The organism is Planosporangium spinosum, assembly GCF_049999945.1.
GTDB classification, from domain to species: Bacteria; Actinomycetota; Actinomycetes; order Mycobacteriales; family Micromonosporaceae; genus Planosporangium; species Planosporangium spinosum.
In genome coordinates this window covers 25867-49302 of the sequence record NZ_JBLYUB010000029.1, presented here as the reverse complement: position 1 = coordinate 49302, position 23436 = coordinate 25867, and the positions used below count along the sequence as shown (strand labels likewise).

Annotated in this window: 15 protein-coding genes; 6 read left to right on the top strand and 9 right to left on the bottom strand. The window is 71.5% G+C overall.

Annotated elements, in window-relative coordinates; translation table 11 throughout:
* Positions 1-28: 28 nt before the first annotated feature.
* From ACNTMW_RS28530 to ACNTMW_RS28520, 3 genes are all read right to left on the bottom strand, one after another.
* Complete coding sequence (locus tag ACNTMW_RS28530) at positions 29-961, bottom strand: septum formation family protein (RefSeq protein ID WP_426636987.1); 933 nt, start codon at positions 959-961, stop codon at positions 29-31.
* A gap of 599 nt (positions 962-1560) precedes the next feature.
* Positions 1561-2937: a permease prefix domain 1-containing protein gene (locus tag ACNTMW_RS28525; RefSeq protein WP_426636986.1), complete on the bottom strand. Its 1377-nt coding sequence runs from the start codon at positions 2935-2937 to the stop codon at positions 1561-1563.
* Positions 2934-3308 carry a PadR family transcriptional regulator gene (locus tag ACNTMW_RS28520; protein ID WP_426636985.1) on the bottom strand — a complete coding sequence of 125 codons (375 nt, stop codon included), beginning with the start codon at positions 3306-3308 and terminating at the stop codon, positions 2934-2936. Before ACNTMW_RS28520 ends, ACNTMW_RS28525 begins: the two co-directional genes overlap by 4 nt.
* A 316-nt stretch (positions 3309-3624) precedes the next feature.
* Here ACNTMW_RS28520 and ACNTMW_RS28515 point away from each other — a divergent pair, with 316 nt between their 5' ends.
* The 3 genes from ACNTMW_RS28515 to ACNTMW_RS28505 all read left to right on the top strand — a co-directional run bounded on the left by ACNTMW_RS28515 (position 3625) and on the right by ACNTMW_RS28505 (position 8175).
* On the top strand, positions 3625-4980 hold the full coding sequence (locus ACNTMW_RS28515; RefSeq protein WP_426636983.1) for an HNH endonuclease signature motif containing protein: 1356 nt from the start codon (positions 3625-3627) through the stop codon (positions 4978-4980).
* A gap of 398 nt (positions 4981-5378) precedes the next feature.
* Complete coding sequence (gene recD2 / locus ACNTMW_RS28510) at positions 5379-7613, top strand: SF1B family DNA helicase RecD2 (protein WP_426636981.1); 2235 nt, start codon at positions 5379-5381, stop codon at positions 7611-7613.
* A gap of 94 nt (positions 7614-7707) precedes the next feature.
* Positions 7708-8175, top strand: a complete 468-nt coding sequence (locus ACNTMW_RS28505; protein ID WP_426636980.1) for a ribosomal protein L7/L12 — start codon at positions 7708-7710, stop codon at positions 8173-8175.
* 49 nt (positions 8176-8224) lie between these two features.
* On the opposite strand, the gene ACNTMW_RS28500 is transcribed toward ACNTMW_RS28505, so the two are convergent.
* The gene (locus ACNTMW_RS28500) at positions 8225-9190 is read right to left on the bottom strand and encodes an NUDIX domain-containing protein (protein WP_426636979.1); all 966 of its coding nucleotides are present in this window, start codon (positions 9188-9190) and stop codon (positions 8225-8227) included.
* Between the two features lie 117 nt (positions 9191-9307).
* Between ACNTMW_RS28500 and ACNTMW_RS28495 the strand changes: the two genes are divergently transcribed.
* Positions 9308-9994 carry an MOSC domain-containing protein gene (locus ACNTMW_RS28495; RefSeq protein ID WP_426636978.1) on the top strand — a complete coding sequence of 229 codons (687 nt, stop codon included), beginning with the start codon at positions 9308-9310 and terminating at the stop codon, positions 9992-9994.
* A 114-nt stretch (positions 9995-10108) separates the two neighbouring features.
* On the opposite strand, the gene ACNTMW_RS28490 is transcribed toward ACNTMW_RS28495, so the two are convergent.
* The gene (locus tag ACNTMW_RS28490; protein ID WP_426636977.1) at positions 10109-11758 is read right to left on the bottom strand and encodes a methyl-accepting chemotaxis protein; all 1650 of its coding nucleotides are present in this window, start codon (positions 11756-11758) and stop codon (positions 10109-10111) included.
* Between the two features lie 280 nt (positions 11759-12038).
* Between ACNTMW_RS28490 and ACNTMW_RS28485 the strand changes: the two genes are divergently transcribed.
* Positions 12039-13019: an aldo/keto reductase gene (locus tag ACNTMW_RS28485; protein WP_426636975.1), complete on the top strand. Its 981-nt coding sequence runs from the start codon at positions 12039-12041 to the stop codon at positions 13017-13019.
* A gap of 44 nt (positions 13020-13063) precedes the next feature.
* Here ACNTMW_RS28485 and treZ read toward each other — a convergent pair whose 3' ends face one another.
* From treZ to ACNTMW_RS28465, 4 genes are all read right to left on the bottom strand, one after another.
* The gene (gene treZ / locus ACNTMW_RS28480; protein WP_426636974.1) at positions 13064-14797 is read right to left on the bottom strand and encodes a malto-oligosyltrehalose trehalohydrolase; all 1734 of its coding nucleotides are present in this window, start codon (positions 14795-14797) and stop codon (positions 13064-13066) included.
* Between the two features lie 60 nt (positions 14798-14857).
* On the bottom strand, positions 14858-17299 hold the full coding sequence (gene treY / locus ACNTMW_RS28475) for a malto-oligosyltrehalose synthase (RefSeq protein ID WP_426636973.1): 2442 nt from the start codon (positions 17297-17299) through the stop codon (positions 14858-14860).
* A gap of 1 nt (position 17300) precedes the next feature.
* Positions 17301-19418, bottom strand: coding sequence for a glycogen debranching protein GlgX (glgX, locus tag ACNTMW_RS28470; protein WP_426636972.1), 2118 nt, complete (start codon positions 19416-19418; stop codon positions 17301-17303).
* A 372-nt stretch (positions 19419-19790) separates the two neighbouring features.
* Positions 19791-20663: a sugar phosphate isomerase/epimerase family protein gene (locus tag ACNTMW_RS28465; RefSeq protein WP_426636971.1), complete on the bottom strand. Its 873-nt coding sequence runs from the start codon at positions 20661-20663 to the stop codon at positions 19791-19793.
* A 965-nt stretch (positions 20664-21628) separates the two neighbouring features.
* Between ACNTMW_RS28465 and ACNTMW_RS28460 the strand changes: the two genes are divergently transcribed.
* On the top strand, positions 21629-23026 hold the full coding sequence (locus ACNTMW_RS28460) for an APC family permease (RefSeq protein ID WP_426636969.1): 1398 nt from the start codon (positions 21629-21631) through the stop codon (positions 23024-23026).
* Positions 23027-23436 lie beyond the last annotated feature (410 nt).

Here is a 23436-nt window from a genome sequence, read left to right as displayed (position 1 = left end):
CTGCTGCCGGATCCCCGTACCGGTGCCGCTAACGGGGCAGTGGGCGGGTGCCGAGCTGGCGCAGCGAACCACGTACGGGCAGGTTCGCGGGTACCAGTACGAAGCAGGTGATGCCGCGTTCGCCGACAGGCCACCAGTACTTGTCCTGGCCCCAGGCCCGCCAGCCGACCTCCGCCCGGTCGTTGAGCGCGCTCGATGACAGGCCGAGGAACCCGGCCACGACCTGTTCACACCCGTCGAGTTGCATCCGGCTCAGGGCCTCGGCGCTGGAGGGGTAGACCAGGTCCGGCGGGACGTATGTACCGGCGTACTCGGCGTTGTGCGCGGTGCCGCAGTCGACCGGCAGGGAATCCTCCACCGGTTCGTAGAACCCGTCCGCGTCGACCGTGCCCTTCTCGTTGTAGCAGCGTTTGGCCAGCGGCCGGTCGCCGCCCAGCGCGCCCTTGAGGCTGCCGGTCCGGCTCCGCCCGTTGCCCCGCATGCCGCCCGTCTCGATCAGTGAGCAGAAGAACGAACGGGCGCCGTCCTGCCACTTCGGCCCGGTCGGCGGGGAGTAGTGCAGGAACATCTGGCCGTCGTGCCAGTCACCACCGACGTACTCGCGGGCGGCCTTGTCGCACTGGGCGTACGCGGTACGCGTCTCGTCGCTGTCATGCGGCGGCGGCGCGCTGGCCTCTTCGGTGGCGGTGCTGAACCGCCCGACGTGGACGACCTCGAGGGTATGTGGCGCTGAGCAGTCCGCAGATGACAGCGGCGGCTCGACGAAGGTCCACGAATTGACGGTTCCCTGCAGGCACTGGCCCACCGCCGGGACCGTGGAGCGCGGCACGGGTAGCGCGGACCAGTCGTCGGTGAGGTCGCCGTCTATGCCGTCGGGGCGGGCGCACGCGACCAGCGTGAGGAGGCACAGAGCCGCCAGACCGCCCGCCCGGCGTACGCGCCACCCACCCATCGCCCCCATCGCCGCCTCCATTGATCGATGTCCCGCCGGATCCTAGACGCATCCACGGAGCGCCGATGATCGACGGGTGGGGCGGTGCGACGGTCGGACGGCTACGCGGTTGTGTCCGGACAGATCGGTCAAGGTGTCTCTGCTCAACGGACCACCAGTCGGAATTTCTCGTACGTGCGGGGTGGCGGCAGCAGCTGTGGTGGTGCTACCTGGACGGCAAGACCAAGAACGACGGGCACCGGTTCGCGGAGGCGTTGCCGCGAACGCTGCTGGGCGCGCCTGGGCACGTGTGTACCGAGTGCTCGACGACCCTCTGCCGCCGGTACCAGCTTCGTGCCCGAAGCATCCTGTTCTGCCGAATAGCGAATGTTTAGGCGCACGGCCCTTGTGCTTGGCCGGCATCGCCATGATTACGGTCGGCACCCGCGCGCAGACACGCGCTGAACGTCGATGACTCCGGATGACAGCGAACGCAACCACACCGCCGGTCTTCGGGGCCCACCCTGTCGCCCGACTCGTACCGTGCTTGGCGCGCGAGCGTTGCGACAGGCCCGTCACACCGCCGGGCGGGCGGGCGACATTGGTGTCATTGGGGTGGACCTTCTCGGTCAGACGTAGCTGAACAACGGAGGAAAGACGAGGACCACGATCCAGGCCCACGTGGCGTACACCGGCAGGTAGCCGGTCTGCCAACGTTCGAGCGCCGCGAACGGCGTGCGCCGACGGATGAAGGTCAGCAGGAGCCACGCCGACCACGCGAGGTTGACCAGCAGGATGACGTTCTCGCCGAGCGCGGCCGCCCTGTTTGGCGTACTGCCGTATTCGTCGGTGATGCGCCCGGCGATCTCCATCAGCACCAGCACGTCGATGGCCAACGCGCTTACCACGAGCGCGAGCTGGAGCTTGTCGAACAGGCCGGGCGGGGCCAGCGGATCGCGGGCCGAGAGCGAGTAGAGCAGCAGCCCCAGCACCACGACCAGCAGGAGGTCGAACAGGATCAGCGCTTCGCGCTCGACGTCGATGCCGTGGCTGGTCCAGACGACGGCGACGAGGAAGGCGAGAAGGGCGGCCGTGAAGAGCGGGGTGAACAGCCGCGTGAGGACCGGCGCGATGTTCTCGACGACACTCTGCTTGGCCTCGACGAGCCACCCGGCCACGACGACCGCGGCCGTGGCGCCGCAGGGAAGGAGCCAATGCGAGATGAACTCCTCCGGGACGATCCCGATGGCCTTGAAGGTGTTGAACAGGAACGCGGAGAGTACGCCGCCGCCGAGGGCCATGAGTACGAAGTAGATGAACCACTCGCCGGTGAAGCGAATAAAGTCCATGCGTCGACGGGACGACCGCCAGTCGTCGGCGACATAGGCCAGACCCACCACGAGCCACAGTGCGATGGGGAGATGGATGCTGGTGACGACCACGGACTGCGACTTGTCCGCCAGAGGGTAGGCGTTGGCCGCCACGGCGCCGAGAGCGAACAGCGTCACCAGTGTTCCGATCAGCGGGCGTCGGGCCTGACGGCGCCAGGCCAGGAATGCCGCCAGCCAGGGCAGCGCGAACAGGGTGAAGTTCCGCGCGTAGAACGAGCTGTCGTCCTCGAAGCTCAGCCCGAACAGTGCTGGCGCCTTGACGGATGCCACCGCACCCACCGCGCAGATGACCATGGCCCACAGGTCCCGCCGCGACCGCGTGTCCGCGACCGGGCTGCCGGTCTCGCCGGTCAGCACCAGCTGCTTCCAGAGCCGTTCCGAATGCTCTCGGGCGAACTCGCGAGACAGCTCGTCGAGGCTGCCCATCCGCTTGACCGCGACCAGGAACGCCTCATCCGGGCTCAGGCCGGCCGCGACGAGCTCGTCGACCGAACCACGGAGATGGTCTTCGAGCTCGTCGGCGTCGGACGGCAGCAGTTCCCGGCGGCGCTGCACGTACTGACGCCACTGCGCGAACTGCGCCTCCAGTTCGTCCTGGCCCTCCCGCGCCGTCATGCCCGGCCCTCCAGCGGGGGCGCAGTCAGCGGCCCGCGGTCGCCGAGGCCGAGCCAGATCTCCTTGAGCGCGTCCACCACCGTGTCCCACTGGCGGCGCTGCTCGGCCAGCTCAGCCAGGCCCTTGTCGGTGATGCGGTAGTACTTGCGCCGCCGCTCGCCCGTAACCGACTGCCAGCTCGACTCCACATAACCGAGGCGCTCAAGCCGGTGCAGCAGTGGGTACAGCAGGCCCTCGGTCCAGGCCAGCTCGCCACCGGACAGCTCGTTGATCCGCCTGAGGATGGCATAGCCGTAGCTCGCGTCCTCAGCCAGGATGCCGAGCACCATCGGTGTCGCCGAGGCGGCCACCAAATCCTTAGCGACCTTCACGGACCTCACCCCGTTCCTACCCCTAGAAGTACGATGCATAGTACTGGTAGGTATTTCCTGGCACAACGGCCAGTCACGTGTCCCTGCCAGTGGTATCCGCGATCCGTCGCCGCACGGGCGCACTGTTCTGCCGCCGTCCGGACGTCGTCGGCTCTGCCGCTGTCCGGACGTCGTCGGCTCTGCCGCTGTCCGGATGTCGTCGGCGCATCGCGCCCGCGACTGAGCCGAAAACGCCCTGAATGATTTGGCCCCTTCTGTCCGGCGCTCGCATATCAACGGTAAACGACATAGAACGCGTGTTCGAAAATTGTCGGGGGTGGACGGTAGCGTGCGGGGCGTGGTGGAGGCGTTGGCGGTGCTGGACCGGGCGGTGCGGGAGTGCCGGTCGGTGCCGGTGTGGGCCTGGTCGGACGCCACGGTGGTGGGTGCGTTGGATCGGGTGCGGGTGTTGGCCGCCCGGTTGGCGGCGTTGCAGTTGGCCCTGGTGCGGGAGGTGGACGCCCGGGGTGTGGCCGCGGCACAGGGGGCGTCGGGGACGGGGGCATGGCTGGCCGGGCGGTACCGGATGTCACCAGCCGAGGCCGGCCGGCAGGTGAGGCTGGCCGCGGTGTTGGAGACGGATCTGCCGGCCACGGCCGAGGCCCTCGCGGCCGGGGCGGTGAACGTGGAGCAGGCGCGGGTGATCGCATCGGCGGTGGCCGGGTTACCGGTGGAGCATCGGGCGGCCGCGGACCGGCATCTGGTGGGTGAGGCGGCGGCGTTCGGGCCGCGGGAGCTGGGTGTCTTGGGGCGGCGGGTGTTCGAGGTGGTCGCCCCCGATGAGGCCGATGCCCGGGCGCGGGAGGCGTTGGAGCGCGCGGAGCAGAGGGCCTGGCGGGGGCGGCAGTTGCGGCTGGTGGAGGTGCCCGGTGAGGGGCGGGTGCGGCTGTGCGGGTGGTTGGATCGGGAGGGCGCGGCGGTAGTGCGGGCAGCGCTGGATCCGCTGTGTGCACCCCGCGCCTACCGTCGGGCCGGCCGGGCCGACCTCGACCGGGCCAGCCCCGGCGGCCAAGACGACCCGGGCGGCCCCGGCGGTGTCGAACCGGCCGCCGCCGGTGAGGTGCGTACGGTGGGGCAGCGGTGCGCGGACGCGCTGGTCGAGGTCTGCCGGCTGGCGTCCGCCTGCACCGACTTGCCGGTCAACGGTGGTGACCGCCCGCAGGTGGTGGTCACCGTCGACTACGCCGCGCTGCGGGACCGGGTCGGTGTCGCCACCCTCGACGACGGCGGCCCGCTGACCCCGGCCGCGGCCCGCCGCCTCGCCTGCGACGCCGGCATCCTGCCCGCGGTGCTCGGCGGCGCCGGCCAGGTCCTCGACGTCGGCCGGGAACGCCGCCTGTTCACCGGACCGCTGCGCCGCGCGCTGATCCTGCGGGACCGGGGCTGCGCCTTCCCCGGCTGCGACCGGCCACCACGCTGGTGCGACGGCCATCACGTGATCCACTGGGCCGACGGCGGCACCACCGGCCTGCACAACGCCGTGTTGCTGTGCGGATACCACCACCGCCTGGTCCACCACGGCGACTGGCGGGTCCGCATCAACTCCGCCGACGGACGACCCGAGTTCCTGCCACCCGCCCACCTCGACCCGGCCCGACACCCCCGCCGCAACCATTACCACCGCCGCGAATAGGCCGACCGAACGGTAACGATCGCGGGGCCGAAGTGCGCCAGCCACCACGCCGGCAACGAGTATCAGTTGGTGGCAAGGCAGTGTTGGTGGGAAGGGCAGTGGCGGTGTCGGCCACGGGATCGACGCTGCCGGCGCCGGGACGGCGGCCTGTCCGCGGTTACAGCATGTTCTCCGGGGTCACAGCCTGTCCGGGGTCACAGCCTGTCCGGGGTCACAGCCTGTCCGGGAATACGGCCTCTCCCGGTGCGCGTGATCAGCGGCGCGGGGCATGAACACTGTCACACGGCCGGTCGCACCATCTCGGTCGGTGCCGTGCGGTCGGTGCCGTGCTGTCGGTGCCGTGCGGTCGGTGCCGTGCGGTTGGCATTTTGTCAGTTGCCACCGGCAGGATAGGGCCCGTGACCGTTGCCGCTCGCCCCACGGGTGCCGCTCGCCCGGCCGGTGCCGTCCTGGAGGCGGTGCTGGAGCGGTTGACCTACGTCAACGAGGAGACCGGGTACACGGTGGCCCGGGTCGCCACCGACCGCAGTTCCGACCTGTTGACGGTCGTCGGGGCGCTGCTGGGTGCCCAGCCGGGGGAGAGTCTGCGACTCGTGGGCCGCTGGTCGAGCCACCCCAAGTTCGGGCGGCAGTTCGAGGTCGAGTCGTACACGACGGTCCTGCCCGCGACCATCCAGGGCATCCAGCGGTACCTGGGATCCGGGTTGGTCAAGGGGATCGGCCCGGTCTTCGCCGAGCGGATCGTGTCCCACTTCGGCCTGGAGACGCTGCGGATCATCGAGGAGGAGCCGGCGCGGCTGATCGAGGTGCCGGGCCTGGGCCCGAAGCGCACCGCCAAGATCACCGCGGCCTGGGAGGAGCAGAAGGCCATCAAGGAGGTGATGGTCTTCCTCCAGGGGGTCGGGGTCTCCACCTCCCTCGCGGTGCGCATCTATAAGCAGTACGGGGACGGATCCATCTCGGTGGTGAAGAACGAGCCGTACCGGCTGGCCGCCGACGTGTGGGGGATCGGCTTCAAGACCGCCGACACGATCGCCCGTGCGGTCGGGATCCCGCACGACAGCCCCGACCGGGTCAAGGCCGGCCTGCAGTACACCCTGTCGGAGGCGACCGACTCCGGGCACTGCTACCTGCCCGAGCCGCAGCTGGTCGCCGATGCGGCCAAGATCCTGGACGTCCCGGCCGTACTGATCGGCTCGTGCCTCGACGAGCTGGTCGCCGAGGAGGGCGTGGTCCGGGAGGATGTCCCCGGCACCGACGGGACGGTGCCGGCGGTGTACCTGGTGCCGTTCCACCGCGCCGAGCTGTCCGTCGCGGGCAGCCTGCTGCGGCTGCTGAACGACCCGGCCGACCGGATGCCGCACTTCGCCGAGGTCGACTGGGACAAGGCGCTGGCCTGGTTGCGCACCCGTACCGGGGCCGACCTCGCCCCGGAGCAGGAACAGGCCGTCAAATTGGCCCTGACCAGCAAGGCCGCGGTACTCACCGGAGGTCCGGGGTGTGGCAAGAGCTTCACCGTCCGCTCCATCGTCACCCTCGCCGCCGTGAAGAAGGCCAAGATCACCCTGGTCGCGCCGACCGGGCGGGCCGCCAAGCGGCTGTCCGAGCTGACCGGCCACCCGGCCGCCACCGTCCACCGGCTGCTGCAGCTACGGCCCGGCGGCGACGCCTCCTACGACCGCGACAACCCCCTCGACGTGGACCTGCTCGTCGTCGACGAGGCGTCCATGCTCGACCTGATCCTGGCCAACAAGCTCATCAAGGCCGTACCGCCCGGCGCGCACCTGCTGCTCGTCGGTGACGTCGACCAGCTTCCCTCGGTCGGCGCCGGCGAGGTGCTGCGCGACCTGCTGGCCGCCGACGCGATCCCACGGGTCCGGCTGACCCGGATCTTCCGGCAGGCCCAGCAGTCCGGGGTGGTCACCAACGCCCACCGCATCAACTCCGGCATCCCGCCGGTGACGACCGGCCTGCCGGACTTCTTCCTGTTCCCTTGCGACGACACCGAAGCCACCGCGGAGCTGACCGTCGACGTCGCCTGCACCCGGATGCCCGCGAAGTTCGGCCTCGACCCGCGTCGTGACATCCAGGTCCTCACGCCGATGCACCGCGGTCCCGCCGGTGCGGGCACGCTCAACACCCTCCTGCAACAGCGGTTGACCCCCGGCCGGGAGGGGTTGCCCGAGCGCCGGGCCGGTGGTCGGGTCTTCCGCATCGGCGACAAGGTCACCCAGATCAGAAACAACTATGACAAGGGCACCGCGGGGGTGTTCAACGGCACCCTCGGCGTGGTCACCGCGCTGTCGACCGAGGAGCAGACCCTCGACGTGCGCACCGATGAGGACGAGACCATCACGTACGACTTCGACGAGCTCGACGAGCTGGCCCACGCGTACGCGATGACGATCCACCGGTCGCAGGGCTCGGAGTACCCGGCCGTGGTGATCCCGCTGACCACCAGCGCCTGGATGATGCTGCAACGAAACCTGCTCTACACCGCCGTGACCAGGGCCAAGAAACTCGTCGTGCTCGTCGGCTCCCGGCGGGCGCTCGCCGCCGCCGTGCGTACCGTCGGTGCCGGGCGTCGGTACACCGCGCTCACCCACCGGCTCGCCGCGCCGCGCGGCCGCTGACGCCGCGGCACCCGCACCGGCCCGGCCGGCGGTGGCGGCGGTGGCGGCCGGTGGAGCGGATCGACGGCTTGCCGCCGGCCGGTAGCGTGCAGTCGTGTCGAAGGTGCTGTTCGTCGCTCTCGTCGTCGGAGCCCTCGGGTGCGTCCTGCGGATCGCCGCGGCGCGTTTATCCGCCCGGTCGACCGATCTCGTCGGGTCACCGCTCACCGAGGCACGACTCGGCGGGGTACGCGGTCCGGCGACCGGCGGGCTCGACGATGCCGCGCTGCGCCGGGAGATCGAGGCGCTGCTCCGTCAGCGCAAGAAGATCCGGGCCGTCAAGGTGCTGCGGGACCACCGCCCGCTGCTGTCGCTGGTCGAGGCGAAGCGGGCTGTGGAGAGCATCGAGGTGGGCGGGCCACTACCGGGCGGGCCGGCGACGACGGCCGATCCGGGACTCGACGTCCTGGAGCGGGTCCGGCGGCTCAGGGACGCGAACCGGAAGATCGAGGCGATCAAGGTACTGCGCGAGCACACCGGGATGAGCCTGGCCGAGGCCAAAGCCGCGGTCGAACGGATGTAGGCCGCCTGGAGCGGGACGGGCAGGGCGAAACGCCTGGCGGGTGGCCGCGTCAGGGCTTGCGTGCCGGGGGCGCGACTCGGCCGGCGGCCACCTCGATGCGGTACGCGACCGACCGCGCCTCGTCCGCGTACGCGGGCTGAGCCTTGAGGGGGTCGAGCAGGTCAAGGGCATCGTCGACCCGGCCCGCGTCGGCGAGGCGGCCGGCGAGCCACACGTTCATGCGGGGGAGGACCGTCGCCTCCCGGCGTAGCGCGGCGGTCAGGTCGTCACCGCTGTACCTCCGGCTGAGGTACTCGTAGAGGGTGACCGTTGCCCGGTCGTCGCCGGCGACGGCGATCTGTCGCAGGTCCTCGATCCGGTTGGTGTCGATGAGCAGCCGCATCAGGCGTACGAAGGCGCACCGGTGCCCCTCCGCCGCCATTTCGCGCAGGGCGTCGTCGCGGCCCTGGGCCAGGAGCAGGTTGGCCCGCCGATGGCAGGTGCGGTGGGCGTCGGTGAGGTCGCATACGTACCGGTCGCTCAGATGGGACCACCCGGCGTACCGGTCGCTGTCGCCGTCGCCGTCGCCGGCGTAGGGCAGCGGTTCGCCGCTGGCCAGCCGGGCATACGCGGGTGAGGACAGGAACCGCCCCAGTACCTCCGCCGTGCCGGGCGTGAACCGGCGGCCGCCGACGACGTCGGCGGCGGGGACGAAGACCATGGCGGCGCCCTCGCCGACCACGACGTCTCCGGGCAGCGCGCAGGTCGAGCCGGAGAAGTAGTGCGTGACCAGGCCCTCCTGCGGCAGATGCTGGACCTCGAACGGGTGCAGCCCCTCGTCGGCGTACAGCATCGCCTCCTCCCACAGTTCCCGCCGCGCCGTCTGCTCGGGCGACTCGCCCGGCTCCCGGTGCCCACCCGGCAGGCCCCACCTGTTCGGGTACCTGGGCGCGTGCTCGTCCCGTAGCTGGAGCAGGAGCGCGCCGGACCGGTCCACGAGCAACACGAGGGAGAGCTGAATCAATGGGTCGCCCACCAGCCCACCCTATGCCGGTAGCGTCGCGGCTTCGGGGGCAATCGCGGCTCCGGGACGGGCACGGCTCGCCGGACAAACGGGTGGTCCGGCTCGACCCTCAGCGCATACGCTGCGGTGATGGCGCGGTTGATCTCGGTTAACCTGGCGGTCCCGCGGGCCGGCGGAAGTGCGGACGGCGGGCTCACCGGCATCGACAAGCAGCCGGTCGACGCACCCGTACGGGTACGCGCGCCGGGGCCGAAGCGCACCGGGCTGGGCAGCGGGCTGGTGGGCGATCGGATCTTCAACACCCGGCACCACGGCGGTGACGACCAGGCGGTCTACGCGTACGCGCGGGAGGACCTGGACGGCTGGGCGGCCGAGCTCGGGCGGTCGCTGCCCGGCGGCGCCTTCGGCGAGAACCTCACCACCGCGGGCCTCGACGTTACCGGGGCGCTGATCGGCGAGCGGTGGCGCATCGGCGACGAGGTCGTCCTCGAGGTCGCGGTCCCGCGTATCCCGTGCGGCACGTTCGCGCGCTGGATGGCGGAGAAGGGCTGGATGGCGGCGAAGGGCTGGGTCAAGCGGTTCACGGTCCGGGCGCGGCCGGGGGCGTACCTGCGGGTGGTCGTTCCGGGAGAGATCCGCGCCGGTGACCCGGTCACCGTGGTCAGCCGCCCGGACCATGACGTGACCATTGGCGTGACGTTCCGGGCGCTCACCCGCGAGCCGGAGCTGCTGCCCCGGCTGCTCGCCGCGGACGCGCTGCCCGAGGACGTACGGGCGCTCGCCTCCCGGCGCACCGCGCCGTACCCGGGGGACTGAGGCACGTCGACGCCCCCGGCACCCCCGGGGGCGTCGACGCGGCCCAGGTGACGCTGCCGGTGGCTGCCGGTGGATGCCGGCGACGGTCGTGGACGCGCTGTCAGCGACTGCCGGTCACAGCCGGAAGCGACCCACGGCGGCCTCCAGTTCGGCCGACAGGTTGGCCAGCTCGGTCGTGACCTCGGTGGCGCTGACCAGCGAGCCGAGGGTCGCCTGGGTGGCCGTGGCCACGCCGTCGATGTACGCGGCGATGGCGGACGAACCCTCGGCGGCCTCGCCGACGCTGCGGCTCATCTCGCTGGTCGTCGCGGTCTGCTGCTCGACGGCGGAGGCGATGGTGAGCTGGTAGTCGTTGATCTTCGCGATGATCCGGCTGATCTCGGCGATCGCCTCGACCGCGGCGGTGGTGTCGCCCTGGATGGCCTCCACCCGGCGGGAGATGTCCTCGGTCGCCTTCGCCGTCTCCTGGGCGAGGTCCTTGACCTCGCTCGCGACGACCGCGAAGCCCTTGCCGGCGTCACCGGCCCGGGCGGCCTCGATGGTGGCGTTGAGCGCCAGCAGGTTGGTCTGCTCGGCGATCGAGGTGATCACCTTGACCACGTTGCCGATCTCGGCCGACGACTCGCCGAGCTTGGACACCGTCTCGTTGGTGGACTCGGCCACGGAGACCGCGTCCGATGCGACCTTCGCCGCGCTGTTGGCGTTCTCGGCGATCTCCCGGATCGAGGCGTCCATCTCCTCGGCGCCCGCGGCCACGGTCTGCACGCTGCTCGACACCCCGCCGGCGGAGCCAGCGACCACGTCGGCCTGGTCGGCTGCCGCCTTGGCGCTGACGCCGATGCTGTCGCCCACGCCAGCCAGCCGCTGTGCGGTCGCACCGAGGGTACGGGAACCGGTGGTCAGCGTCTCGACGATCAAGCGGATGCCGTCGTTGGCGCGGTTGACCGACGCGGCCATCTGCCCCAACTCGTCGCGGGAGTACACCTCGGCCCGGTGCGTCAGGTCGCCCTCGGCCAGGGCGGTCAGGGCAGCGGAGACGCTGCCGAGCTGGCGCCGCGAGATCCGGGCGAACCAGACACCCACCGCCAGCGCGAGCAGTAGCCCGACGGTGAGCGAGCCGACGACGAGGGCGCGGGCGGTGTTGTACCGCTCGGTGGCGGCGGCGGTCAGCGCGGCGCTCTCGTCGCTCTCGGCCTGCTGCAGCGCCTTCAGGGACTCGTCCATGGCGGTCTCGTTCTTGACGAACCGCGCGAGGACCTTGGCGCGCTCGCCGACTGCCGGGAGGTCGGAGCCGGGCGGCGGCTGCATGCCGAGGAAGTACACGTTGCGCATCAGGGTGTGGTCGTTCCAGGCGCGCTCGAACGTGTCGATCTGCGCGGTGCGCGCCACCGAACCGGCGGCGAGCGTCCGGTACTTCGCGACCGCCGGCTTGACCTGGGCGTCGGCGCGTTGCAGCTCCGCTTTGGCCTGCTGCTGCGTTTCCGCGTCGGGGTACATCGTCAGCAGCAGGCCCCGGAACATGGTGCCGTAGCCGGCCCGCAGCTCGTTGAACTGCTGCATGCTGTCGACGTGGTTGGTCTTCATAACCCGGAGATCGGCGTTCGCCTGTGACAGGCGCGCCAGTGACAGCGTGCTGACTCCGACGGCGACGAGCGCCATGACCACGACCGGGATGGCGGACTTCGTGCTGGTACCGCGGTCGGCGAACCAGCCGGCGATGCGGTTGCGGCGCGCCGTGATGCCCACCGCCGAGGTTGTGCCCATCTTCTGCGCCCTCCGTCGTCACGCTCGCTGCCAATCCGGCTCATCGCACCTCATCGGCGGGGCACGGAGCGGGCTGAGAGAAATCGCATAATGTGTCTTTGCGCCGGGCGTGTCGCGGTGAGGACGTCGACGGTTGCGCCCGCGCCGACCGGGTAGGCGAAACGACGGGGTAGGCGAAACGACGGGGTAGGCGAAACGACGGGGTAGGCGAAACGACGGGGTAGGCGAAACGCCTGTACCCGTGACCGGATGCCCGTACCCGTGACCGGAGGAGATCCACATGCAGACCCGTCACCTCGGTCCTGACCGACTCGCCGTCTCCGCGATCGGCCTCGGCTGCATGGGTATGAGCGAGTTCTACGGCACCGGCGACGAACGGGAGTCGGTCGACGTCATCCACCGTGCCCTCGACCTGGGGGTCATCTTCCTCGACACCGCCGACATGTACGGGCCGTTCACCAACGAGCGGCTGGTCGGCCGGGCGATCGCCGGCCGGCGCGACGAGGTCGTGCTGGCCACCAAGTTCGGCAACGAGCGCCGCGAGGACGGCTCCTGGGTGGGCATCAACGGCAGGCCCGAGTACGTGCGGGCCGCCTGCGACGCCAGCCTCCAGCGGCTGGGCACCGACCACATCGACCTGTACTACCAGCACCGGGTCGACCCGACCGTGCCGATCGAGGACACCGTGGGCGCCATGGCGGAACTGGTACGGGCGGGGAAGGTACGCCACCTGGGCCTGTCGGAGGCCGCGCCGGACACCATCCGCCGGGCGCACGCCGTGCACCCGATCACCGCGCTGCAGACCGAGTACAGCCTGTGGTCCCGGGACCCGGAGGACGGGATCCTGCCAACGACCCGCGAGCTGGGCATCGGCTTCGTCGCCTACAGCCCGCTCGGCCGCGGCTTCCTGACCGGCCGCTGGCAGCGGCCTCAAGACATCCCGGCCGACGACTTCCGCCACAACCACCCGCGGTTCCAGGGCGAGAACTTCCAGCGCAACCTGGACGTGGTCACCGAGATCCGCGAGATCGCCGCCGAGAAGGGCTGCACGCCGGCCCAGTTGGCGCTGGCCTGGGTACTGGCCCAGGGCGACGACATCGTGCCGATCCCCGGCACCAAGCGGATCACGTACCTGGAGGAGAACGTCGGCGCCCTCGACGTCACGCTGACCCCCGACGACCTGGCCCGGATCGAGGAGGTCGCGCCGAAGGGCTTCACCGCCGGCAACCGGTACGCCGACATGAGCACCGTGAACCGGTAGACCCCTGTCCGGACGTTGCGACGATCACGGGAGCATGAGGGTGGTCAGCGGACGGTGACCACGGCCGCGGACTCGGCCGGTAGTTCGACCGCGTCCGGGCTGAGCGTCACACCGGCCTCGGTCGCCAGCAGGACGGTGCCCGCCCGGCCGGGGACCGAGATCCGCTGCCGCCGCCCGGCGAGGTTGGCGACCACGACGCAGCCGCCGCGCGTGACGGTCAGGAACTGGTCGCCGTGGGCCACCTTCACCCGGTCCAGCCACGGGTCGGACAGGTCGGGCACCGCCTTGCGCAGCGCGATCAACCGGCGGTAGAACTCCATCAGCTCCCGGTGCTCCGGCTTGTCCAGCTCCGACCAGTTCAGCTTGGAGCGCTGGAACGTCTCGGGCGCCTGCGGATCGGGTACGTCGCCCTCGGGCCAGCCGTGCGCGGCGAACTCGCGCCGCCGCCCGGTCGCGACCGCCGCCGCCAGCTCCGGCTCCGGGTGGCTGGTGAAGAACTGCCATGGCGTCGTCGCGCCCCACTCCTCGCCCATGAACAGCATCGGCGTGAACGGGCCGGTCATCAGCAGCGTCACCCCGACGCGCAGCAGCCCGGCCGACAGCGTCGCCGGGAGCCGGTCGCCGAGGGCGCGGTTGCCGATCTGGTCGTGGTTCTGCAGGTACGCGACGAACCGGTGACCGGGCGTGCGCGTCCGGTCCACCGGCCGGCCGTGCCGGCGACCCCGGAAGCTCGACCAGGTACCGGCGTGGAAGAACGCGCCCTCCAGTACGGTCGCGAGGCTCTCCAGGGAGCCGAAGTCGGCGTAGTAGCCCTGCCGCTCGCCGGTCAGTACCGTGTGCAGCGCGTGGTGGACGTCGTCGGCCCACTGGGCGTGCATGCCGTACCCGCCGCATTCACGCGGGGTCACCATCCGGGGGTCGTTGAGGTCGGACTCGGCGATCAGCGACAGCGGCCGGCCCAGGTGGGTGGCCAGCGACTCGACCTCGGCGGCGAGCTGCTCGAGCAGGTGGACGGCACCGTGGTCGACCAGCGCGTGCACCGCGTCCAGGCGCAGGGCGTCGGCGTGGTAGTCGCGTAGCCACATCAGGGCGCTGTCGATGATGTACCGGCGGACCTCCTCGCTGCCGGGTCCATCGAGGTTGACCGAGGCGCCCCAGGTGTTCGCGCCCTGGCCGAGGTACGGACCGAACGCCGGGGCGTAGGCGCCCGACGGACCGAAGTGGTTGTACACGGCGTCGACGACCACGCCGAGGCCGCGCGCGTGGCAGGCGTCGACGAAGCGCTTGAGGCCGTCCGGTCCGCCGTACGCCTCGTGCGGGGCGTACCAGCACACCCCGTCGTAGCCCCAGTTGTGCTCGCCGTTGAAGGCGTTCACCGGCAGCAGTTCGACCAGGTCGACGCCGAGTTCGACGAGGTGGTCCAGGCGCTCGATCGCGGCGTCGAACGTGCCTTGCGGGGTGAAGGTGCCGACGTGCAGCTCGTACAGGACGCTGCCGGGCAGGAACCGGCCGGTCCAGCCGTCGTCGGTCCAGGCGAACGCGGTGTGGTCGTAGCACCGGCTCGGCCCGTGCACGCCCTGCGGTTGCCACGGCGAGCGCGGGTCGGGCAGCGGCTGGTCGGCGTCGTCGAGCAGGTACCCGTAGTCGGTGCCCGGCCCGGCGTCGGGCACGTCGACCCGCCACCAGCCCGATTCGGCCGCTTCCATCGCGTGCTCCGTGCCGGCGGCCAGCAGGCGTACCCGGGAGGCCTGCGGCGCCCACACTCGGAACTCGGTCATGTCGCTCTCCTCGGGGCGGGCGGCGGTACGGGGGCAGGCAGCGCTACGGGGCAGGCAGCGCTACGGGGAAAGCAGCGCTACGGGGTACGGGTTGAGCAGATCGGCGAGCGCGACCGCACCGCCGGGGAGGTCGTGGCCGGCGAACCGGCGGCCGGTGAGGACGTCGGTGTACCCGCGTGGCGGCAGCGGCAGCCGGGTGTCGCCCCAGCCGCCGCGCCGGTGCAGGGCGTGCGGCAGCCGGGTCGCGACGGTGATCGCGCCGTCGGAGTCGGCGCCGCGGTCGAACGCGACGACGTGCGCAGCGGCCGGGCCGTCGGCGGTCACCGGGCGGTAGCCGGTGAACAGCTCCGGCCGCTCCCGGCGCAGCCGCAGGGCACGGCTGGTGACCAGCAGTTTCGCCGCGCCGGTCCGGTCGACCGCCGGTTGCCAGCCGTCGTCGAGGCGGGCCAGCAGGTCACGGCGGGCGGCGAAGTCCACCGGCCGCCGGTTGTCCGGGTCGACCAGCGAGAAGTCCCACAGCTCGGTGCCCTGGTACACGTCCGGGACGCCCGGCATGGTCAGCTGCACCAGCTTCTGGCTCAGGGAGTTCGACCAGCCCGCGGCGGTGATCGCGGCCACGAACGCGGTCAGGTCCGCCCGCAGCGCCGGGTCGTCGTAGACCGCGTCGACCAGGCCGTGCAGTTCCCGCTCGAAGTCGGGGTCCGGGTCGGTCCAGCTCGTCGACGTCGCGGCCTCGCGGGCGGCCTTCTCCGCATACGCGTGCAGCCGCTCCCGCTCGATCGGCCAGGCGCCGACGACCGCCTGCCACAGCAGGTGCGCCAGGCCCGCGTCGGACGATGCTTCATGAGACAGCGGAGCCTCAGAAGACGGCGGCGCCTCAGAAGACGGGGGCGCCTCAGAAGACGGCGGCGCCTCAGAAGACAGCGGAGCCTCAGAAGACAGCGGAGCCTCACAAGACAGCGGCGCCTCAGAAGACAGCGGCGCGAGAGCGGTCCACCGGTGGACGGCGGCCTTCCAGAGCGCCGGGATTTCGGACAGGACGGCCAGCCGTGCCCGGACGTCCTCGGCCCGTTTCGTGTCGTGAGTGGACAGTGCGGTCATCCCGGCGGGCCAGCGGCGCTGGCGGGCCGCGGCGGCGGCGTGGAAGTCGGGGACGCTCACGCCGAAGGAGCCAGGGTCGCCGCCCACCTCGTTGAGGGCGGTGAACCGGCTGTACCGGTAGTACGCGGTGTCCTCTACCCCCTTGGCCATGACCGCGCCGGTGTACTGCTCGAAGCGCACGGCCAGCTCGTCGTCGGGGTGCGACAGCCGGGGCCGCAGCGCCTCGATCACGCCCGCCAGCTCGGGCCGGCGGCGCTCGGCCGCGGCGAGGGCTCGACTGAGGTGGTCGAACCCGTCCGGCAGGTACGAGCGGTACACCGGGAAGCACGCGGCGATCTCGGCGAGCGTGTCCTCGACGTCGGCCGGGGTCGCCACGTCGGGAGCGAGCCGGGCCAGCCGGGTCAGCTCGGCGGCGAGCAGCCGGGTGGCCGCCTCCCGCTTGCCCCGGTGCACCTGGCCGGGCCAGTCGCTGGGCGCCCCGGTCAGCTCCTCGTCGAGCCGGGTGAACGCCGGCTCGCCGGCCCGGTCGACGAACACCCCGCACACCTCGCGCAGCGCGTCGTACCCGGTCGTACCGGCGACCGGCCAGTCCGGCAGCTCCTCGCCGGTCTCCAGGATCTTCTCCACCACCAGCCAGGCGTCCGGCGCGGCGGCGGAGAGCCGGCGCAGGTACCCGGCCGGGTCGCGCAGCCCGTCGGGGTGGTCGACCCGGATGCCGGAAAGCTCCCCGGCCGCGTACCAGCGCAGCAGCTCGCGGTGGGTTGCCTCGAAGACGCTCCGGTCCTCCACCCGCAGGCCGGCCAGCTCGGCGATGGCGAAGAACCGCCGATAGTTGATCTCGCTGTTGCCCCGCCGCCACGACACCAGCTCGTAGTGCTGGCGATCATGGACTTCCCGCGGGTCTCCGTCGGCCGTACCCGGCCGAAGAGGGAACCGGTGGTCGTAGTAGCGCAGCTCGTCACCCACGACCTTCAGCTCGTCGAGGGCGGCGGGGTCGTCGCCCAGGACCGGCAGCAGGATCCGCGGGCGCGACCAGTCGATGTCGAACCAGTCCGCGTACGCCGAATCCCGGCCGTGCCGCAGCACGTCCCACCACGCCGGGTTGGCCGGCGGCACGGCGACCCCGACGTGGTTGGGCACGATGTCGACGACCAGGCCCAGCCCGGCGGCGCGCAGGGCGGCGACCAGCCGCTGCCGTCCCTGCTCGCCGCCGAGCTGCGGGTTGACGTGAGCGTGGTCCACGACGTCGTACCCGTGCGCGGAGCCGGGCGCCGCGGTGAGCAGGGGAGCGGTGTACAGGTGGCTGACACCGAGCGCCGCGAGGTAGTCGGCGAGCTCGGCGGTGGCGGCCAGGTCGAAACCGGGCCGTACCTGTACCCGGTACGTCGAAGCGGGGTGCATCTCACGCCGTCCGCTGCAGCACGATGAACGACCGGTCGCGGACGAAGACCGTGCCGCCGGCCTCGGCGATCCGGCCGTTCTTGACGTCGGCACTGGGAAACTCGCCGGTGTCGATCACCAGCTCCCACTTGCCGCCGTACTCGGCGGGCGGCAGGACGAACTCCAGCCAGTCGTGGTGGGCGTTGAAGCACAGGATGAACGAGTCGTCGGTGACCCGTTCTCCGCGCGGACCGCGCTCCCGGATGCCCTCGCCGTTGACGAACAGCATCACCGCGCGTCCGAAGTCGGTGTCCCAGTCGTCCTCGGTCATCTCCCGGGCGTCCGGGGTGAACCACTCCATGTCCCGGATGGGGGTGCCGTGGATCCGCCGGACCGGGCGGCCGGTGAAGAACCGGCGCCGCCGGAAGACCGGGTGCCTGGCCCGGAAGCCGATGAGGGTCCGGGTGAACTTCAGCATCTGCTCGTCGACGTTGTCCCAGTCGACCCAGCTCAGCTCGTTGTCCTGGCAGTACGCGTTGTTGTTGCCCCGCTGGGTGCGGCCCAGTTCGTCGCCGTGCCCGACCAGCGGCACGCCCTGCGACAGCAGCACGGTGGCGAGCAGGTTGCGTCGCTGCCGGGCGCGCAGTTCGAGGACGCCCGGGTCGTCGGTCGGGCCCTCGGCGCCGCAGTTCCACGACCGGTTGTGGCTCTCGCCGTCGCGGTTGTCCTCGCCGTTGGCCTCGTTGTGCTTCTCGTTGTAGGAGACCAGGTCGGTCAGGGTGAACCCGTCGTGGACGGTGACGAAGTTGATGCTGGCTATTGGTCGCCGCCCGTCGTCGGCGTACAGGTCGGCGGAGCCGGAGATCCGGCTGGCGAACTCGCCGAGGGTCGCCGGCTCGCCGCGCCAGAAGTCGCGCACGGTGTCGCGGAACTTGCCGTTCCACTCCGTCCACAGTGGCGGGAAGTTGCCGACCTGGTACCCGCCGGGGCCGACGTCCCACGGCTCGGCGATCAGCTTGACCGTGCCGACGACCGGGTCCTGCTGCACCACCTCGAAGAACGTGGACAGCCGGTCGACCTCGTAGAACTCGCGGGCCAGGGTGGCGGCCAGGTCGAAGCGGAAGCCGTCGACGTGCATCTCCCGCACCCAGTACCGGAGCGAATCCATGATCAGCTGCAGCGATGCCGGGCTGCGCATGTTGAGGCTGTTGCCGCAGCCGGTGTAGTCCATGTAGTACCGCGGGTCGTCGTCGACGAGCCGGTAGTACGAGGGGTTGTCGATGCCGCGGAAGCTCAGCGTCGGGCCCAGGTGGTTGCCCTCGGCGGTGTGGTTGTAGACCACGTCGAGGATGACCTCGATCCCGGCGGAGTGCAGCGCCTTCACCATGGCGCGGAACTCCTGCACCTGCTGCCCGGCGTGGCCCATGGACGAGTACGCGTGGTGCGGCGCGAAGTACCCGATGGTGTTGTAACCCCAGTAGTTGGACAGGTCCCGGTCGGCCAGGTGGTGGTCGTTGACGAACTGGTGCACCGGCATCAGCTCGATCGCCGTGACGCCGAGCTTCGTCAGGTGCTCGATCATGGCGGGGTGGGCGATCCCGGCGTACGTGCCGCGCAGCTCGTCAGGGATCTCCGGGTGCCGGTAGGTCAGGCCCTTGACATGCGCCTCGTAGATCATCGACTCGTGGTAGGGCACCCGGGGCGGGCGGTCGGTGCCCCAGTCGAAGTACGGGTTGATCACGACGGCCTTCGGCATGAACGGCGCCGAGTCGGTCTCCGACATGCGCTCGGGGTCGTCGAACTCGTACGCGTAGACCGCCGGGTCCCAGCGCACGTCACCGTCGATGGCCTTGGCGTACGGGTCGATCAGCAGCTTGTTCGGGTTGCAGCGCAGGCCGCGCGCCGGGTCGTACGGCCCGTGCACCCGGTAGCCGTAGCGCTGGCCGGGCTCGACGCCGGGCACGTACGCGTGCCGGACGAAGCCGTCGACCTCGGCCAGTTCCACGCGGGTCTCGTTGTCGTGCGCGTCGAACAGGCAGAGCTCCACCCGCTCGGCGGCCTCGGAGAAGAGGGCGAAGTTGGTGCCGGTGCCGTCGTAGCTGGCACCGAGGGGGTAGCGGTTCCCCGGCCAAACCTGCATCTGTCCGCTCCTGCCTGACGCCACCGGATCTGTCCGTTCTGCGTGACGTCACCGGCCGGACCTTCGTCCAGACTGTCGGCTCCGTTTGCCCCATCGGTGCAAGCCGTAATCATGACGAGCACCACACGGTAGGGGGAGGGGGACGGGGCCAAAAGGACTATATCCCTTTTTGAGTGGAACCTTCCCGTGATCAGGAATGATTCGCGGGATCTTTGTGGGTCTCGGTTGTGGGTCCTGGTTGTGGGTCCTGGCCGCGCAGACCCTTCCTGATCACGGACGTGGGGCCGGGCGCCGGTGTGGGGCCGGGGCGTCGGTGTGGGGCCGGGGCGTCGGTGTGGGGCCGGGCGTCGGTGTGGGGCCGGGCGGCCGTGGCTAGGCGAACAGGGCGGTGGCGGCCCGCCATGCCTCCTCCAGGGCGGTGCGGTTGCGCCGGACCAGTGCGCGGGGGTCGCCCTCCCACAGTGAGTCCGGTACGTCGCGGGAGAGGATCTCCAGGACGCTGGGGCCGGTGAACCCGGCGGCGCGAACGGCGTACAGCAGTTCGGGGAGCGGCAGTTCGCCGGTGCCGATGCTGCGCCGGTCGGCGAAGGAGCGCGGCGTGCGCCAGTCGCTCACCTGCAACACGAAGATCCGGTTGCCGGCCGACCGCAGGCCCGGAATGAGGTACGGGTCCTGCCAGAGGTTCCACAGGTCCACGCAGACGCCCAGGTTGTCCCGGCCGGCCTCGTGGACCAGGCGCATCGCCTGGCGGAACGTCCAGATCGCGGTCTCGACGTTGACCAGGACCGGATGGAGCGGCTCCAACGCTATCCGCACGCCGTGCGCGGCGGCGACGTCGGCCAGCTCCCGGAGGTCGAGCGTGACGACGTCGAGCAGGCCGGCCAGGTCGCCGCCCGGCGCCGGTCCGGTGGTGACGATGAAGGCGGCATCCGGCGTGTACCGGGCCAGCCGCTCGATCGACCGCCGGTAGCGCGTCAGCCGTTCGCCGTGGTCGTGCGGCCGCGGCTGGGTGGCGGTGGCGAAGAGGGCGCGGACCGTCGGCTGGACCGACGTGACCGGCAGGCCGGCGGCGCCGACCATCGCCAGCTGGTCGTCGGCGTGGTCGTCGGCGAGCTTCTCCTCGCACAGGTCGAGGGCCTCCACGCCGAGCCGCGGGTAGTTCTCCACGTCCTGCTCGAAGCTCCACCGCATGGTGGAGAACTGGCTCATCCCGTACCGGAACGCGGTCGTCGGCTGTGCGGTCATCACCGTGCCTCACGGATCCGGGAACGTCAGGCGCGCCCGGCCGGCGTCATGCCCGGCCGTACCCCCCGTCAGGCCGTACCGGCAGGCGGTGGGGAAACCTGCCGAGGTCGGCGGTGAACGGGCCCGCGACCGGCTGGTCCGGGTACGCCGCGGGGCGAACCCGGCGGTGATCCGGAACGGCTCGACGACGAAGTCGGCGTACCCCCGGTCGCACGGGTCCAGCGCCCCGTCCCGACAACTCCCTCGTCGGTTCCGGGACCATGCTGGTCAGCTACCCGGCAGGCCGGGGGCAAACCCGGACCTCTCAGGTCACCGGCTGCCGGGGGTCCGCGGGTCGGCCCGACCGCCGTGGTCGTCAGTGGGCGGGAAGGGCCGCCCGACGCCGCGGGTGACGGGACCGCCGGATCGGGTAACCGATCGCGATCAGTAGGGACGGGACCGGGAACGGTGGCCCTGGCGTACGAGACGGGGCTGGTGCGGCCGGGGGAGTGGTCCGCCCCATGATTCTGGAGAGCTTGCGGTCGTGGTCCCACCAACTCTCCAGGATCACGGAAACAGCGTCACGCCGAGAAGCGCGTGGGCGACGCCGCGGATGACGACGGCCGGCTCGCCGCCGGGCAGCCGCCGGGCGGGCGCGAAGAGCATCGACGCTTCTGCACGTGCAGATGGTCCGGAGGCGGTAAGCTGAGCGCGAAGATCACCGATGTACTCCCGACCGGCGTGGCGACGCCTGCCGGACGGTCGCTGGGGGGCGATGTACCGGTGGTCGTCGCCCGGACCGCGGTGGTGCGGACCGCGGTCCATGGACTGCGACGTGCGGACCGCGGTGCGCGGACCGCCGCGCCGGGCGAGCATGGTGGGGGGCCTCGATGGGCGGGTGGAGTCGTTGAGGGTGTCGTCGGGTGGTCGGCCTGGTCGTCCCGTGGTAAGCGCTGTCCCGCGGAGGTCGGACCGGATGTCGAGTCATGGCTGAACTGGCCATGGTGCCCCGGTGGGCCGAGGTCGCCCGCCACCGGCGGGTCCACCGGCTCGGTCTCCTGCAGGGCACGGCGCTCTTCGTCGGTGCGGTGCTCGGCCCCGGCGTCCTCGCGTTGCCCCGGCTGGCAGCGGCCGCCGCCGGTCCGGCGTCACTGATCACCTGGGGGGCGCTGCTCGCGCTGAGCGTGCCGGTCTCGCTGACGTTCGCCGCCCTCGGCGCCCGGTACCCGGACAACGGCGGCGTCGCGAGGTTCGCCGGCTCCGCCTTCGGCGGGCACACCGCGGCGGCGGTCGGCTGGTGGTTCTACCTCGCCGTCCCGATCGGGGTCCCGGCCGGCGCGTTGATCGGCGGCGAGTACGTCGCCGTCTCCCTCGGACTCGGTGAGTCCGCGATCGCCCCCATCTCCTGCGGCCTGGTGGTCGCGGCGTTCGCGGCCAACTACGTCGGCCTGCGCCTGTCCGGCCGGGTACAGCTGTTGCTGGTGATCCTCCTGGTCGTACTGCTGGTCGCCGCCGTCGCGGCGGCCGCGCCGTCCGTCGAGGCCGCCAACTTCACGCCGTTCGCCCCGCACGGCTGGCACGGGGTCGTCGACGCGGCTGGCGTGCTGTTCTTCGCCTTCGCCGGCTGGGAGGCCGCGAGCCACCTGTCCGGGGAGTTCGCCCAGCCGCGCCGCCACCTGCCCTGGGCGACCACGCTGACCGTGATCGTCGTCGGGGTGCTCTATCTGGGGCTGGCCGTGACCACCATCGGGGTGCTCGGTGGCCGGGCAGCCTTCTCGGCGGTGCCGCTCACCCTGCTGCTCGCACACGGTATCGGGGACGCCGCCCGGACGATCACGGCCGTCGCGGCGGTCTTCCTGTCCTTCGGGGCGATCAACACGTACGTCGCGGGCGGGGCCCGGCTGGGTGCCTCCCTGGCCCAGCACGGCGCACTGCCGCGGGTGCTCGCCCGCGGCGGAGGCGCCGGCGAGGTGCCCCGGCGCAGCCTGACCGTGCTCGCCGTGCTGGCCGGCCTGGTCACCATGACGACCGTCGTCTACCGGGTCGACCTCGACACCCTCATGCGCGCCACGTCGGCGTGCCTGGCCGCGGTCACCGTCATCGGTACCGCTGCCGCCACCCGGCTACTGCCCCGGCGCAGCGCCGGTCGCCTGGTCGCGATGGCGGCGACCGCGTTCGCCGGGGCGGTCCTCGCCTCGTGCGGCATCTTCCTGTTCGTACCCGCGCTCCTCGGCCTGATCGCGGTGATGGTCAGCGGCGCGGCGCGCCGCCCGGGCCGCCGGCCCGCGCCGACCCGGGCGGCCATCGCGGCTGCCCCCGCTGCCCCGGTGGGTCCCGCCGGCCGTTCGGCCACCGGGCCGGCCCGGGAGCGGATCACCACCTGATCCGGCGCGGCCCCGTGCCGGCGAGGACAGGCAACCGTGCCGGCAGGGGAGCCGTGCGGACAGGGGAACCGTGCCGACAGGGGAACCGTGCCGACAGGCGAGCCGTGCGGACAGGGGAACCGTGCCGACAGGCGAGCCGTGCGGACAGGGGAGCCGTGCGGACAGTGAACCGTGCGGGTGTGAATCGGCCCGATCGCGGCCCCGGACTGGACAAGCCTGGGCGCCCCGGTGACATCGCTGCGGTCTGTGATTAAGGCAAACTTAAAGATCATTTATCGTCTACCGTGCGGAACCGGGTGCGTACCGGATATTTCCAGCTCACCTGTGCGACGGTGGGTTTCGTGGCCGGTGGCCCACCCGTCAGGGTCTGCCCCAAAGAGAACAGCCGGCCGGTTACATACAGTACGAGG

Coding starts and splice junctions, on each gene's coding strand:
- ACNTMW_RS28530 (WP_426636987.1), bottom strand. CDS start 961: ATGGGGGCGATGGGTGGGTGGCGCGTACGCCGGGCGGGCGGTCTGGCG.
- ACNTMW_RS28525 (WP_426636986.1), bottom strand. CDS start 2,937: ATGACGGCGCGGGAGGGCCAGGACGAACTGGAGGCGCAGTTCGCGCAG.
- ACNTMW_RS28495 (WP_426636978.1), top strand. CDS start 9,308: ATGGCGCGGTTGATCTCGGTTAACCTGGCGGTCCCGCGGGCCGGCGGA.
- ACNTMW_RS28490 (WP_426636977.1), bottom strand. CDS start 11,758: ATGGGCACAACCTCGGCGGTGGGCATCACGGCGCGCCGCAACCGCATC.
- ACNTMW_RS28485 (WP_426636975.1), top strand. CDS start 12,039: ATGCAGACCCGTCACCTCGGTCCTGACCGACTCGCCGTCTCCGCGATC.
- treZ (WP_426636974.1), bottom strand. CDS start 14,797: ATGACCGAGTTCCGAGTGTGGGCGCCGCAGGCCTCCCGGGTACGCCTG.
- treY (WP_426636973.1), bottom strand. CDS start 17,299: ATGCACCCCGCTTCGACGTACCGGGTACAGGTACGGCCCGGTTTCGAC.
- glgX (WP_426636972.1), bottom strand. CDS start 19,418: ATGCAGGTTTGGCCGGGGAACCGCTACCCCCTCGGTGCCAGCTACGAC.
- ACNTMW_RS28465 (WP_426636971.1), bottom strand. CDS start 20,663: ATGACCGCACAGCCGACGACCGCGTTCCGGTACGGGATGAGCCAGTTC.
- ACNTMW_RS28460 (WP_426636969.1), top strand. CDS start 21,629: ATGGCTGAACTGGCCATGGTGCCCCGGTGGGCCGAGGTCGCCCGCCAC.